Source organism: Paenibacillus sp. JT22N12 (genome assembly GCF_056269365.1).
The window spans coordinates 70,512-83,030 of record NZ_JBWDNU010000018.1 but is presented as its reverse complement, the minus strand read 5'-3'; the positions used below and the strand labels follow the sequence as shown (position 1 = coordinate 83,030).

Annotated in this window: 13 protein-coding genes; 8 read left to right on the top strand and 5 right to left on the bottom strand. The window is 49.2% G+C overall.

Annotated elements, in window-relative coordinates; all coding sequences use genetic code 11:
• The first annotated feature begins 14 nt into the window (after positions 1-14).
• Positions 15-1,631 carry a glycosyltransferase family 39 protein gene (locus tag AC0YOA_RS34715; protein ID WP_475790465.1) on the top strand — a complete coding sequence of 539 codons (1,617 nt, stop codon included), beginning with the start codon at positions 15-17 and terminating at the stop codon, positions 1,629-1,631.
• Between the two features lie 93 nt (positions 1,632-1,724).
• On the opposite strand, the gene AC0YOA_RS34710 is transcribed toward AC0YOA_RS34715, so the two are convergent.
• Positions 1,725-2,069, bottom strand: a complete 345-nt coding sequence (locus tag AC0YOA_RS34710; protein WP_475790500.1) for an MmcQ/YjbR family DNA-binding protein — start codon at positions 2,067-2,069, stop codon at positions 1,725-1,727.
• A gap of 392 nt (positions 2,070-2,461) precedes the next feature.
• Between AC0YOA_RS34710 and AC0YOA_RS34705 the strand changes: the two genes are divergently transcribed.
• On the top strand, positions 2,462-2,785 hold the full coding sequence (locus AC0YOA_RS34705; protein ID WP_475771007.1) for a helix-turn-helix domain-containing protein: 324 nt from the start codon (positions 2,462-2,464) through the stop codon (positions 2,783-2,785).
• A 611-nt stretch (positions 2,786-3,396) separates the two neighbouring features.
• Here AC0YOA_RS34705 and AC0YOA_RS34700 read toward each other — a convergent pair.
• Complete coding sequence (locus AC0YOA_RS34700) at positions 3,397-3,609, bottom strand: hypothetical protein (protein ID WP_210045197.1); 213 nt, start codon at positions 3,607-3,609, stop codon at positions 3,397-3,399.
• 116 nt (positions 3,610-3,725) lie between these two features.
• Positions 3,726-3,896 carry a hypothetical protein gene (locus AC0YOA_RS34695; protein WP_475790464.1) on the bottom strand — a complete coding sequence of 57 codons (171 nt, stop codon included), beginning with the start codon at positions 3,894-3,896 and terminating at the stop codon, positions 3,726-3,728.
• A gap of 251 nt (positions 3,897-4,147) precedes the next feature.
• Between AC0YOA_RS34695 and AC0YOA_RS34690 the strand changes: the two genes are divergently transcribed.
• The 3 genes from AC0YOA_RS34690 to AC0YOA_RS34680 all read left to right on the top strand — a co-directional run bounded on the left by AC0YOA_RS34690 (position 4,148) and on the right by AC0YOA_RS34680 (position 6,239).
• Entirely contained in the window at positions 4,148-5,077 is a 930-nt protein-coding gene (locus AC0YOA_RS34690; protein ID WP_475790463.1) for a class 1 isoprenoid biosynthesis enzyme, read from the top strand.
• Between the two features lie 70 nt (positions 5,078-5,147).
• Entirely contained in the window at positions 5,148-5,396 is a 249-nt protein-coding gene (locus AC0YOA_RS34685) for an NHLP leader peptide family RiPP precursor (RefSeq protein ID WP_475790462.1), read from the top strand.
• A 228-nt stretch (positions 5,397-5,624) separates the two neighbouring features.
• Entirely contained in the window at positions 5,625-6,239 is a 615-nt protein-coding gene (locus AC0YOA_RS34680; RefSeq protein ID WP_475790461.1) for a PH domain-containing protein, read from the top strand.
• A gap of 23 nt (positions 6,240-6,262) precedes the next feature.
• Here the strand turns inward: AC0YOA_RS34680 and AC0YOA_RS34675 are convergent, their stop codons facing one another.
• On the bottom strand, positions 6,263-8,173 hold the full coding sequence (locus AC0YOA_RS34675; RefSeq protein WP_475790460.1) for an ATP-binding protein: 1,911 nt from the start codon (positions 8,171-8,173) through the stop codon (positions 6,263-6,265).
• Positions 8,174-8,355: 182 nt separating this feature from the next.
• Between AC0YOA_RS34675 and AC0YOA_RS34670 the strand changes: the two genes are divergently transcribed.
• The 3 genes from AC0YOA_RS34670 (at position 8,356) to AC0YOA_RS34660 (ending at position 10,435) form a co-directional block, all read left to right on the top strand.
• Positions 8,356-9,159: a M15 family metallopeptidase gene (locus AC0YOA_RS34670; RefSeq protein ID WP_475790459.1), complete on the top strand. Its 804-nt coding sequence runs from the start codon at positions 8,356-8,358 to the stop codon at positions 9,157-9,159.
• Positions 9,160-9,344: 185 nt separating this feature from the next.
• Positions 9,345-10,103, top strand: a complete 759-nt coding sequence (locus AC0YOA_RS34665; protein WP_475790458.1) for a class I SAM-dependent methyltransferase — start codon at positions 9,345-9,347, stop codon at positions 10,101-10,103.
• A gap of 98 nt (positions 10,104-10,201) precedes the next feature.
• A complete protein-coding gene (locus AC0YOA_RS34660; protein ID WP_475771000.1) occupies positions 10,202-10,435 on the top strand; it encodes an NHLP leader peptide family RiPP precursor in 234 nt (77 codons plus the stop codon).
• Positions 10,436-10,503: 68 nt separating this feature from the next.
• Here AC0YOA_RS34660 and AC0YOA_RS34655 read toward each other — a convergent pair whose 3' ends face one another.
• A complete protein-coding gene (locus tag AC0YOA_RS34655) occupies positions 10,504-12,429 on the bottom strand; it encodes an ATP-binding protein (protein ID WP_475790457.1) in 1,926 nt (641 codons plus the stop codon).
• Positions 12,430-12,519 lie beyond the last annotated feature (90 nt).

Genomic DNA, 12,519 nt, shown 5'->3' with positions numbered 1-12,519 from the left:
GGAGGCTGCCGCCTGTGATCCGCTCCAAGCGCGCGCTACCGCTGCCGCTGCTGCTGTTCGTTCTTATTTTCGGCGCTGAATTTGCGCTTGGCTATTATATAACCGCCATAATAGGCTATATGCATTCCGATGCGATCAGCCGGGTAGCCAATGCATTTTATGTGCTCTACAGCCGCGATCCCCATTTGGGTGCGATCGGATTCGTGTGGAATCCGCTGCCCAGCCTGCTGGAGGTCGGCATGCTGACGCTATATCCTATATTTCCGGCGCTCGCCACCGTCGGTATTGCTGCTGTGATTCAGTCCTCGGTATTCGCGGGCCTTACGGCGACACTGCTCTACAACGCCGGTCGGCGCTTCGGGCTGTCCGCTCTCATGAGCATGATGTTCGCGCTTCTGTACAGCCTGAACCCCTTTATCTTTCTGTTCGGCGCCAACGGGCTCAGCGATGCGCCTTATGTCTATTTCCTCATGATGACCGTGATCCAGTTCTCCCTATGGCTCAAGAACCGTCAGACCAGCGCCTTGATCGTTGCCGGCTTCGCGCTTTCTCTGGCCTTCTGGACCCGTTATGAAGCCGTACCCTTCGGGGTCTCGCTTGCACTTGGAGTGGTTATTGCTGTCTTGTGGATGCGGGTATCCGCAGTGGAGAAACGCGGGCCGCTGAAAGAAAAGCTTTATAAGGTCGAGGCGACCTGGATTCTGCTGCTGCTCCCCGCCTTGTTCTCAGGACTGCTGTGGATCTTCTTCAACTATATTATTATGGGGAACCCGCTTTATTTTCTGAATTCGGAGTATTCCAACGTGGCGCAATCCGGAGCGCTCCAGAATGATGCCGCCTTCCAGGAAATCTTCCACAGCCCTCTTCTTGCTCTGGGGTTTGTGCTGAAGAAGACGCTCTGGTTCGCCATTCCCCTGCTGTCGATCATGCTGCTGCGGCTGTTCAGCGGCCGGCTGTTTCGCTGGGATATGCTTATTCTGCTGCTGCTGTTCGCAGCTGTCCCAGCTTTGCAATACCTCCTGCTGCTGCGGGAATCATCATTTGGCTGGTTCCGTTACTTCATGTATGTGTTTCCCGTCACCGTCGCCTGGATTCCTTATGAGCTCCAGCACTTTGGCAAGGGCGCAAGGCAGCGTCTGGCGTTCACAGTTATGACTGCCGCTATGCTCGGCACGGCAGTGCTGCTTTCCTATGCCATGACCGATCCCGAGATTGCACCGGACGAGAACACCTTCCTCCATATCAAAACCGGCAACGAGCATTATGCCGCGCAGACCTTTGAACGTCAGATCGCCGATTATATGGATGAGCATTATCCGGATGCGACGGTTCTGGCGGACTCCTACTCCGCTTACAATATCATCGTGAGCAGCCGGTATCCGCGCAAATATTTGATCACCAGCGATTACTTGTTCAAGCAGGCCGTGAAAGACCCGCCGGGCAATGATATCGACTATATTCTTATTCCCCGGCCGAAGGAGAATATTCCCACCAGCGCCGTGAATGCGGAATTTCCGACCTTGTATGACGGAGGCATTGATTGGGCCACGCTTGTGCATGACTTTGACGGACAATGGCGCTTGTTTAAAGTGAAAAAATGGATGGGACCGGACTCGGCCGAGGAAGAATAAATAAACGGATAGTCCCCCTCTGACAGCAAAAGTGGAAACAGGACCAACCTGCTTCCACTTTCCGCACGATCCGCTATTCCCTAACCAAAAAGTTCATTTCCCTCTCGAACCCATCTGCTCCCGCGCCGCTTTGGGCAGGCCCTTGTATACCAGCTCGTAAGAATGATCGATCATGGACTTGATCTCTTCACTGGTGAGCGATCCATCCACGCGGATCGAATTCCAATGCTTCTTATTCAAATGATATCCCGGCGTCACCGCCTCATGCTGTTCACGCAGATTCTCCGCTATGACCGGATCGCATTTGAGCGAAATCGCTTGTCCCGAGAGAAACGCGAAAATTTTGCCTCCCACCTTGACCACCATGGTCCCCGGACCGAACGGGTACTCCTTGACCGCACCCGGTTTGTCCAAACAATAATCCGTCAGCATTTCCATCGTCGGAGCGCGCCCTCCCTGCTTGTCGAATTCTTCCCGCCAGATCAGCTCGGATTGTGATTCTTCAATCCAATATATCATAAGCTTTTCTCGTCTTCGCTGATTTTGATGCATAATATACAGCATAATCGACAATACAATGGCAGCGACAAGCGCCGTTAATGGATGAACGCCTCCCGTCCAATACATAAATTGCTTTCCTCCCCTGAATAATCCCAAGCCTGTATTCATATTACATGAACTATTTCCTTATTCTAGCGGTTATTTTAATCATTTTCAAGACATAATAACATGTATCGTGAACAAACCCCTTCCTTCGCCAATAAATGGGGTTATCCGTGTACAATTAAAGATAATGATGACGACCATTTCAATTAAAAGAGTTGATAACAATGATCGGCAAGCGTTTACGTGAGCTGCGCAAGGCCCAGTCCATGACGCAGGAACAGCTCGCTTCCTTTTTGAAGACCGCCAAATCGACCATTTCCCAATATGAAAATAATATTAATGAACCTGATCTCGGGACGCTTATCCGGATCGCGGATTTTTTTGCGGTGACTCTCGACGATTTGGTTGGCCGGGAGATGACTTACCCCATGGCCAAGGACCGCGGCTCCGGCAGCGTGTTTAAAGAATCTCTAACCGAGGACGAATCCAATTATTTGCTGGACAGCTTGACGATATACCGCAAATGGATAGCCGGGGGAAAAGAATAGAGCTTGCTGTCCAATTCCGGCGCTGTACGAACTCAGCCGGGACTTAAGCCATTCAATGAAGAGGGACTGACGCGATGTCCGCAAACGTCAGCCCCCCTTTTTAAACTTATAGAATTTATAGCCTTTCACATCAAGATAGATTTCTATAAGTTCTGAGGGTTGGTTATAGCGGGTTATTTCTGTGGTTCTTAAAGCTCAAGTCCAACACATACACTGACTGCCGGCTGATGCCAGAACCCCATGTGCGGGCAAGACAAGACTCTGACTCCGGTACAGGCAGGCGGGTTGTAAACGCTGCCACGCTCGAAAACTTTGCGCCATTTCCCTCCTTCATCTGTGATACTGCTTCTGCTGCCGCCAATTTCAACTCCTCTATCAAAAGATGATGATGCTCTTAGTATATACGATGTTGATTTTATCAACCATATGAAGTTTTTCAGCACCCATGAATCCATGACGATCATCAAGAGGAACCGGTTTCGCCATCCTTTGTCGGCAGAGTTAGTTCCTTCCCTCAACCTTATAGAAATTTACAGGCATGCAGCTTGAAAAGGCTATAAGGTCAAAAAGAAACCGGGGCAACAAATTGCCCCGGTTTCTTCCGGTGTTTCTTATACACCCATTTTCTTGCGCTGGTTGTTCACTTTTTTTGTATTTTGGCTTCTCATTACTTGTTGGTCTCCGCCTGGGCCAAACTTCTGTTTGCCGCCGTTTGCCTGTTCAAGCTTCTTCTGGGCCAGCTTCTGCTTCACGGCATCAGCCAGCGATACTTTCTTGGGCTCCTGCTTCTCTTCAGCATTCGGTGTTGTTTGTTCCTCTGACACGATATCACCTCATCTGTTGTGTACTGGTTATATTGTAGCTCTTTTTCAGCTTTCTTTCCAGTTTATTAATGGATTTGGGCATAGCATGTCTACAAGGTTCTCCATGGAGCCGCGAATTATTCTCTCAATGCATCCTTCAGTTTCGAGGACATGGCATCCTGCTGCCTCAGTCGAAGCAGGCCACGCAGTTTGGCGACTTCACGCTCAAGCCGCTGCTTGTCCTCCGCTAATGCCGCAATTTCCCGCTGCGCTTGCTCCAGGCGCTCCGTTAACAAAGTCTCATCCATCCTGTCCCCTCCTATCTCGTTCGCCATACAGACCGTTGTCCTCTATTGTAGCCCGAAATAAACCCGGAGAACAACTCCTGCTCCCGGGTATAATTTGATTTCACAATGTTGATATACCAGCCGGCAAGCCCTCCTCCAGCCTTCCATGATTTTTAAATAAAGGATATTGTTAGGTATTATGGACTAGGTTATACTCAATTAAGAAGGACCAGAAAGTACAAAAAATCATTCATAGGGTTGTGGTCGCAAAGATGAACTGGAAAACGTCGTTTAATGGGGAACTTGCGGTTGTATTCGAGAATGCCGAAGCAGTTGTCTCCGCTTTCCCGGAGCCGCTGGCGGCACGCGGGCTGGATTATTTGGGCCAATACAACCCCCTGGTGCCGGAAAGCACCAAAAATTATATTTGCTATCTGCTGCCTTTCTGGCTGCAGGAAGCAACCGGCGCGGACACGGAAATATGCCGCAGGCTCTCTTTGGCCAATGTGTATATTATGCTCTATTTCTTTGTCCAGGATGATTTGATGGACACCTCTCCAGCCGACTGGAAGGAACAGCTCGCGCTTGGCAATCTGCTGTATGTAGCCTTCCTCGACATTTATCGCGAAACTTTTCCGCCAACCTCACCGTTCTGGCACTATTTTCGCAGTTATATTGAGGATTGGGCGGTTGCCGTGGCCACCGAAGGACAAGCTCCCTATTCCGACCGGGCATTGGCGATGAAGGCGAGCCCCGTCAAGCTGGCCAGTACCGGAGCACTGCTTCTGACAGGCCGTGAGTCACTTATCCCCGCCGTGTCGGATACAATCGACAGGGTGCTTACAACGCTCCAGATGGTAGATGACTGGGCCGATTGGGAGAACGATCTTGCCGAAGGCAGCGGCAATAGCCTGCTATCCTTTATCCGCAGGGAGCAGCAGCTGGCAGCCGATTCCCCGATTGCCGCGCTTGAGGTGAAACAGGCGATCAGCCTGAACGGCGCTCTAGGCCGCTTTGCCCAGATGGCATCAGAGCGTCATACGGACCTTCAGCAGGGTCCTTTTCAAGCGCCTTTTCTGCTTGCCTTCCATGAATCGCTTGTTGAGCAGCTGATACGGGCTGACAACGGCTTCTCAGCGCGCAAACGCTCATTGGTAAGAGGGGGCTTTGTCGACTGGCTCTCTAAACCTATTAAACAGTAGTAGTATTTTCCTATCTCTAATGGTAATATAAGGATTGTAATCAACTATTTTAAAAAAAAAGGGTGATTCTATGACTACAATGGTCGAAAAAGGAGTTCTACAGGAACAAATTATCGAAAGAGCTTGGAACGATGCAGAATTTAAACGGAAGCTGCTCGCTGATCCGCGTACAGCGATTCAGGAAGCTTTCAATCTGGATGTTCCGGTTGCCATTCAGTTAACGACATTGGAAGAAACCCAAAGCCATTTTTATCTTATCATCCCACCGAATCCGGCTGACAGCATCAACCAGCAGCCTCTTACCGAAGAAGTTTGGTAGGACAGGCCCTTAACTTCTGATTTGTTTTACCTAACAGTTTCTCATAAGCCCGCGTGCCGGATGGATCCGGCATGCGGGCTTTTTGTACAGGGTGACAGGGCGATGTGAAAGCGGGATTTTCCAACCGCATCGCTGCTTCGGAAGAGAATTTTCTGCCCCTCATTCTTCCAATTTCCTGTATAATATTGAAGGGTAATACACGATCATCACGGGGAGAGGGATGAGGTTATGTTTAAACGAGTTGCGGCCGATCTGCTGGGAATCAGCGACATTGGAGCTGTCATCAAGCCAGAGGATTACGACAAAGTGGATTCCGACGATTATGTGCTGCATGAGGAAAACGAGAAAATATACTTTTTGATCAAATCGAAAACAGATGAATATTGTTTTACCAATCTTGCACTGATCCATCTGGACGGAACGAGCGCCATCAGCAAGAAGCGCACGCTTCGCCGCTACCCGTACAGCATTCATAAATTTACTCATGTGCTGCTGGAGACCGCCGGCACGGTGGATCTTGATGTGGAGATCAAATTCACGCTTGGCTCACAACACTTCTCCATCGATGTGAACAAGAAGCATATTGAAGAGCTGAAGGACCTGTACAAAGCACTGATCAAAATCGAGGAAGTCACCTACGAGAATGACATCATTGCGGGCTACGCCAATAGAAGTCTGGATATGACTTCAGGCACGCTGAGCCGGATCGCCAATGTGCAGGGCAATCTCGTGGAGCAGTTCAAGGAAATCAACCAGACTGCCTTCATGTGGCTTGTTGAAACCCATAAGGATTACAAGGAAAAGGATTTCGGCTACGTATTTGAGAAATTCATTAACCAGTAACAGCAAAAGCGCCATATCCTGCTTTAGGACATGGCGCTTTCCATTTTTTCGGAGGCCGCTGGAAACCGGATGATCGCTTCGGTCCCCACGCCCTTTTCGCTTTTGAATTCCAGTTTGCCCTCCATCAGCTCAATGATCCGGAAGGTGACCATCAGACCAAGCCCGGTGCCCTTAGACTTGTTGGAGAAATACGGCTCTCCAAGCCGTTTGAGCATATTCTCCTCCATCCCTTCCCCGTTATCGCGGATATGGATGATGATTTCCCCTTTTTTCTCATAAGCCCAAAGATGAATCCGTCCATTGCCGCGCAGCGATTCAATGCTGTTCTTAATCAGATTGATGACCGCCTGCTTCAATTTCGATGAATTCCCGCAGACATACAAGTTGGCGGGGACATTGATCTCGATTTTGCCGCCCTGCAGATTGGCCAGAGGCACCAGTATTCCTTCTACATGCGAGAGCTCTTCTGCCAAATTAAGCACTTTAATTTGCTCCAGCTGCGGCTTGGCAAAGGTCAAATAATTCGTAATGATCGTTGCGGCACGATCCAGCTCTTCAATCGCCAGCTTTAAATAGCTCCGTTCCTTCTCGTTCTGGTTGGAGCTGCTCAGCAGCTGCAGGAAGCCGCGGGTTACCTGCAGCGGATTGCGGACCTCATGGGCCACGGACGCGGCCAGCTGGCTGATGACCTCCATTTTCTCCGAACGCTGAAGCTGATAGTTGTACATCTCCAGCTCTTTGGAATATCTGACGATCTGTTCATGATTCTGCGTGAATCTTTTCCCCAGAAGGACAATGAGCGAGAAGATGAAAGCGACAACTCCCCATTTCCATAAATATAAGGTGTACTGGCTGTCCCTGGTGTAATAGAATATAAGATCGGAGACTGCCAAAGCCGCAAACAGCGAGAATCCCGTCGATATGATGATCGCATCTTTGTTCCCTTTCACCACATACACGATGGTCATCCCGACGATGAGAATGAACTGGATGATGAGCGATATGCCCAGCAGGGTCCCGGTGAAGATATGATAGAACGGGTAGAAGACGTTGGGGTAGAGATCGTACAAAGCGATAGAGAACAGGCTTACGAGCGAATAAACGACCTGGGCTCTTCGGAATTTGCGGATAATCCCGTACGGTCCGCTGCCAAACATGCACTCAAAATAGTAGGTCAATGCCGGCATAAAGATAATCATCGCGACATCGAAAAGAAAGATATATGCAGTACCGTAGGCGCCGTAATAGGTGTACATGAACGGTGAATAAATGATGATGAACAATCCGATGGAAATGATCACGGTACTGAGGGAATACCATGCCGGCAGCAGCTGCCTGCTTAGAAAGAAGGAACAGGTCAGCATGACAATGGACACAAACAGGAATGAGCTGCCCAATACAACATCCAGAATATCTACCTTAAAAAAACGGCTGGTCAGCTGCTGATAGTCTCCAATGACAACCTCCTCGGAGATTCCCAGAGATTTCATCGTCGTCTCCGTATGGATAAGCAGGCTCCTCCGCGTGTCCTCCGCACTCAGTGGAAGCAGCAGCCGGTAATCATCGTATCTGTAGGAGCGTTTGTTGTCATAGATCTGCTTGGAGTCCAGATAGACCTGCACATTCTGGCCGAACATCTTCTTAATATAAATCCCGGAACGATCAGCGATTTCCGGCAAATCGATCTTGATCCAGGCTCCTGTAGCCTCATCGGGCTTGACCGTTACAGGATCATCCGCCTGAATGGGCAGCCAGCCATCTTCTCCGAGCACAGTCTCCGGTGAATAATGGCTTGCATCACTCTCCCATTTCATTTCCCATACCTGGATAGTGATTCGATCTGCTTTCGCTTCACCGTACGCTTTTGGAGGTATAAGTGAAAGCAAAGATAAGAGGACAATAACAATCACCATCGCTTTAGGCATGGCCTTCATGGGGGAAGCACCTCATGTCTCCGAGTCGTTGTTTGCTTGTATTCGACAGCATTTCCATAATAGCCTGCTTGATAGACTTCCATTCTTGCGTTTTGTTTACAAGTCGGAAACAGTCCGCACATTGTCTCGATATATTAACCGTCTACTATGGATATCAGCTGAACATTGTAGGAGGAAATGAAATGAAAACGAATAAAAGGGTATTATCCTTTATATTACTTGGTACACTGGGTGGCGCGCTAGTGTTTTCCGCTCTTGGCCAGTCTAAAAGTTATGCAAGCTCAGATGCTGCATCTGCCAAAACGGCTTCCGCAGCAAGCGGTTACGGAGGTTACCCGACCTTCAACAGCTATATGCATGCCAACGCGCCCAGTCTGACGATCAAGAAGAATGCCTCCGGACAAAGCGTCATCACCAACTCAAGCAGCATCGTGGAACTGGTAAACAAGTACCGGAACCTGCCATCCTCCTATGTGCCTGTTGATCTGGTCATACCCAAGGTTGCTTTCTCCTTCTCTGGAAACAACCCCAAGAAACAAATGCGCAAGGTCGCAGCCACCGCGCTTGAGAAGCTGTTCGCAGGCGCCAAGAAGGATGGCATCACATTAAAGGCCGTTTCCGGCTACAGATCGTATGCGACCCAAAAAGCGATCTTCGACCGCAATGCGGATCTTAAAGGCGAGAAGGAGGCCAATAAAACAAGCGCCCATCCCGGCCAGAGCGAGCACCAGACCGGTCTTGCCATGGATGTATCCAGCGCCAGCGTCGGCTACGGCCTTGAAGAAAGCTTCGGCACCACCAAGGAAGGCAAGTGGCTTAAGGCTCACGCTGCTGAATACGGCTTTATCATCCGTTATCAGAAGGACAAGGAAAAGCTTACCGGCTACTCCTATGAGCCTTGGCATATCCGCTATGTGGGTGTTTTTATTGCTTCAGAAATCACCAAAGCCGATGTGACGCTCGAAGAATACTTGAAGCGTTTCTAATTTGTGACAAAACACACATAGGACTGCGCCTGCCAGCGGAATAGGAACCGCCGGGCGCAGTTTTTATTGTGTCCTGTTTGTTTCTGCCGTCCGGCTGCAAGGAAACAGCCTTCAAAATCAGGTTTATCCTGCCGATAAAGGAAGAAACAGACTATTGAGCAATAATACGGCAGGAGCATGATAGAATGGCAAGGATAGAATGGTTTGATCAAATGCTGACGGCTACGACCGATCTTTTTTTCAATCTGGAAATGGAACTTCTGCTGCATCAGTACGGCGGATCCGAAACGCTCAGGCTGCTTGATGTAGGCTGCGGCAATGGGGAATATTTGTCCCGTCTGAGCCGGCATTATCCGGGCTGGCAATGCACCGGCCTGGAAATGGACGAGGGCATCTACCAATATGCCGTGCTTAAGGAGACACCGAACCTGTCGTTCGTCCACAGCTCTTATGAAAACTATGAAAGCGATCACCGCTACGATCTGGTGCTTGTGAGACTGGTAGCCGCCCATCTGCAGGATCAGGGCCATTTCATGCGGTGGCTGCGGGATCGGACGCATCCGCATTCCACGATCATCATCATCGACATCGAGGATACCGAAGAAACCCGCTGGTCGGAAAGTCTGCCGCTGTTCAGCTCTCTTTACAGTCAGATGCGCCGGCCGCTCCGCCGTACGAGACTGCTGCGGCTGAAGGACTCACTTGCGCTGGAGGCCAGGTTTCATGGATTCGCCAGCCAGCATCTCTTCCGCTACCGTGCGGCTGCAGATGCTTTGGATACCAAGCGTTTGATGTACCGTTATATGCAGCTCGTGACCGGATACCATTATGGCCATCCCTTGCCCGCTGATCGCGAAGATGAGCTTGTACAATGGTTTATGAGCCCGGACCAAACGTTCGAGGTGCATATGTTCGCCATCCTATTAAAGACTGTTGATATATAAGGAAAATAGTCAAATATGTTCATAATTTAGTAGAATATGTCGAACAAGTATGGTACAATTTTCCTGAGTCTTTTATACCAACGAAAAGGATGATGAACATGTCGGCTGAACAAGAATTGTTGAACCAAATTATTGAGAAAGCCTGGAAAGATCCGGCTTTCAAGGAAAAATTGCTTGCAGATCCGAAAGCAGCCATTCAGGAATCCTTCAACATTGACGTACCTGACGATATCCAAGTCAGCGTCGTGGAAGAAACACCGAAATCATTCTATCTGGTCATCCCTCCCGCTCCTGCAGAAGGCGAAGAGGACGATGCCGCCTCGATGTGGTAAAGAGTAGAGAGACTGCTCTATAACGGATAAGAACCCCTGCGTCATAGCATTCACTATGACGCTTTTTGTTATTTGGCGGATGCGCTTGGCAGCTTGATAATTGCTTCTGTCCCCAGCCCTTTCTTGCTGTTGAAGTGCAGCTCCCCGCCCATATGGTCGATCAGCTGGAAGGTTACCATCATCCCGAGCCCGGTTCCTTTGGACTTGTTCGTCAGGTAGGGCTCGCCGATTCTCGCCAGCATCATCTCATCCATGCCTTCTCCGTTATCCTCCAGATGAATGAAGACCGTTCCTTTTTTCTCATATGCCCAAAGCTTGATAAGCCCGTCCTCACCCGTAGCTTCAATGCTGTTCTTGATCAGATTCACAAAGATCTGCATGAGTTTTCCCGCGTTTCCCGTTACATACAGCTCCGGCCCCACCTGGATCTCCAGTCGTCCTCCCTGCAAGTCGGCCAGCGGAAACAGCATTCCCTCCACATGCTTCAATTGCTCGGATAAATTAAGGATTTCAACCGTATCCAGCTGAGGCTTCGCAAAGGAGAGATAATTGGTAATGATGACGGATGCGCGATCCAGCTCCTCAATGGCCAAGTTCATATAGCCCTGCTCCCTGATATTGTCCGAACGCTCCTGCAGCAGCTGCAGAAAACCGCGGGAAACCTGAAGCGGATTGCGCACCTCATGGGCGACCGATGCCGCGAGCTGGCTGATGACCTCTGTCTTTTCCGAGAGCTGCAGCTTCTGGCTGTAGATCTCCAGTTCTTTGGAATACTGCACCGTTTTATTGTGGGTATGGGCCATTTTGCGGCCAAGCAGAATAATCAGCGAGCATACAAAAGCGACAACGCCAAACCTCCAGAACTTGAAATCGTAAAATTCGGTAATCAGATAGAACCACAGCAGCTCACCGATGCCGACTACAGCAAATATTCCAATTCCAACGGAAAGGATCAGAGCTTCTTTACTGCCTTTCACAGCATAAATGATGGTCGAGATCACAATGGCCAGGAAATGAACAACCATAATCAGACCCAGCACCTGGACCGAAAAGAAGAAATAAATTGAATGAAACCGCAAATCGGTCGCAAGATCAATAGCCAGACAAATCATCACAAAGAGGGAGTAAGCCATTTGAAATTTTCGCAGCTTGCTGAATATGCTGTAGTAGCCCGGTCCGAACATATTTTCAAAAAAGCTGATCAAGGAAGGCAGAAACAGCAGCAGGGCGACATCAAACGAGCTTACGAACAGCATGCCGTATTGTCCGTAGAAGGTGTACAGAAACGGCTCATAGCAAATCATCAGAATACCGATAGACAGAATCATAATGCTCAAGGAAAGCCAGTTTTTGCGCTGCTGCCGGCTCAGAAAGATAGCTGTTACCATCATGATCAGCGAGACGAAGATAAATGCGCAGCCGAGAAATAAATCGAATAGATTTTCCCGCACATAGCTTTCTTCGAGTTTCTGATAATCGCCAACAATAATTTTCGATGCAGCGCCTATCCGTTCGGAATCCGATTCCGCCCGGATCTGAATGAATTTGTCTGAGCTCTGCGGGCTCAGGGGCAGCAGGATTCGATTGACGTCATATACAAAATCATAATCCGATGTATAGATGAGATGGCCGCCCTCGTAGATCCGGATCCGATTGGCATAAAATTTATCTATGTATAAGCCGTCATGCTTTCCCAGCGCAGGCAGCTTGATGTTCATCATAATACTGCTATCATCCCTGGAGTGGACCGACAGGTTATTGTCAGCCAGATGGACCTGTCTCCATTCTCCCTCCGTATTCGCGTCTGCGGCCTTGATTGTATTAGACGGATCGCTTGATGCGAAGCCGCGCCCCCATTTTTGATCCCATGAGGTAATAATGGTGAACGGCTGCTTCTTCATCTCCTTCCCAGCCGCTGTAACAATAGAAATCAGCGGAATCAGGAAAGTGACAAGAACCAAGGCAATAAGCACCCGTTTCAATATAGGTTTCATCCTGCACCTCGCTTAGTTACTATGTACCTAATTTATTCGACAATTTTCGATATTGTCCCCCCCTGAATATCCAATTATTTTTCCAGAAAT

Coding starts and splice junctions, on each gene's coding strand:
- AC0YOA_RS34680 (WP_475790461.1), top strand. CDS start 5,625: ATGTTTAAACGAGTTGCGGCCGATCTGCTGGGAATCAGCGACATTGGA.
- AC0YOA_RS34670 (WP_475790459.1), top strand. CDS start 8,356: ATGAAAACGAATAAAAGGGTATTATCCTTTATATTACTTGGTACACTG.
- AC0YOA_RS34690 (WP_475790463.1), top strand. CDS start 4,148: ATGAACTGGAAAACGTCGTTTAATGGGGAACTTGCGGTTGTATTCGAG.
- AC0YOA_RS34710 (WP_475790500.1), bottom strand. CDS start 2,069: ATGGAAATGCTGACGGATTATTGTTTGGACAAACCGGGTGCGGTCAAG.
- AC0YOA_RS34675 (WP_475790460.1), bottom strand. CDS start 8,173: ATGAAGGCCATGCCTAAAGCGATGGTGATTGTTATTGTCCTCTTATCT.
- AC0YOA_RS34685 (WP_475790462.1), top strand. CDS start 5,148: ATGACTACAATGGTCGAAAAAGGAGTTCTACAGGAACAAATTATCGAA.
- AC0YOA_RS34660 (WP_475771000.1), top strand. CDS start 10,202: ATGTCGGCTGAACAAGAATTGTTGAACCAAATTATTGAGAAAGCCTGG.
- AC0YOA_RS34695 (WP_475790464.1), bottom strand. CDS start 3,896: ATGGATGAGACTTTGTTAACGGAGCGCCTGGAGCAAGCGCAGCGGGAA.
- AC0YOA_RS34655 (WP_475790457.1), bottom strand. CDS start 12,429: ATGAAACCTATATTGAAACGGGTGCTTATTGCCTTGGTTCTTGTCACT.
- AC0YOA_RS34665 (WP_475790458.1), top strand. CDS start 9,345: ATGGCAAGGATAGAATGGTTTGATCAAATGCTGACGGCTACGACCGAT.
- AC0YOA_RS34705 (WP_475771007.1), top strand. CDS start 2,462: ATGATCGGCAAGCGTTTACGTGAGCTGCGCAAGGCCCAGTCCATGACG.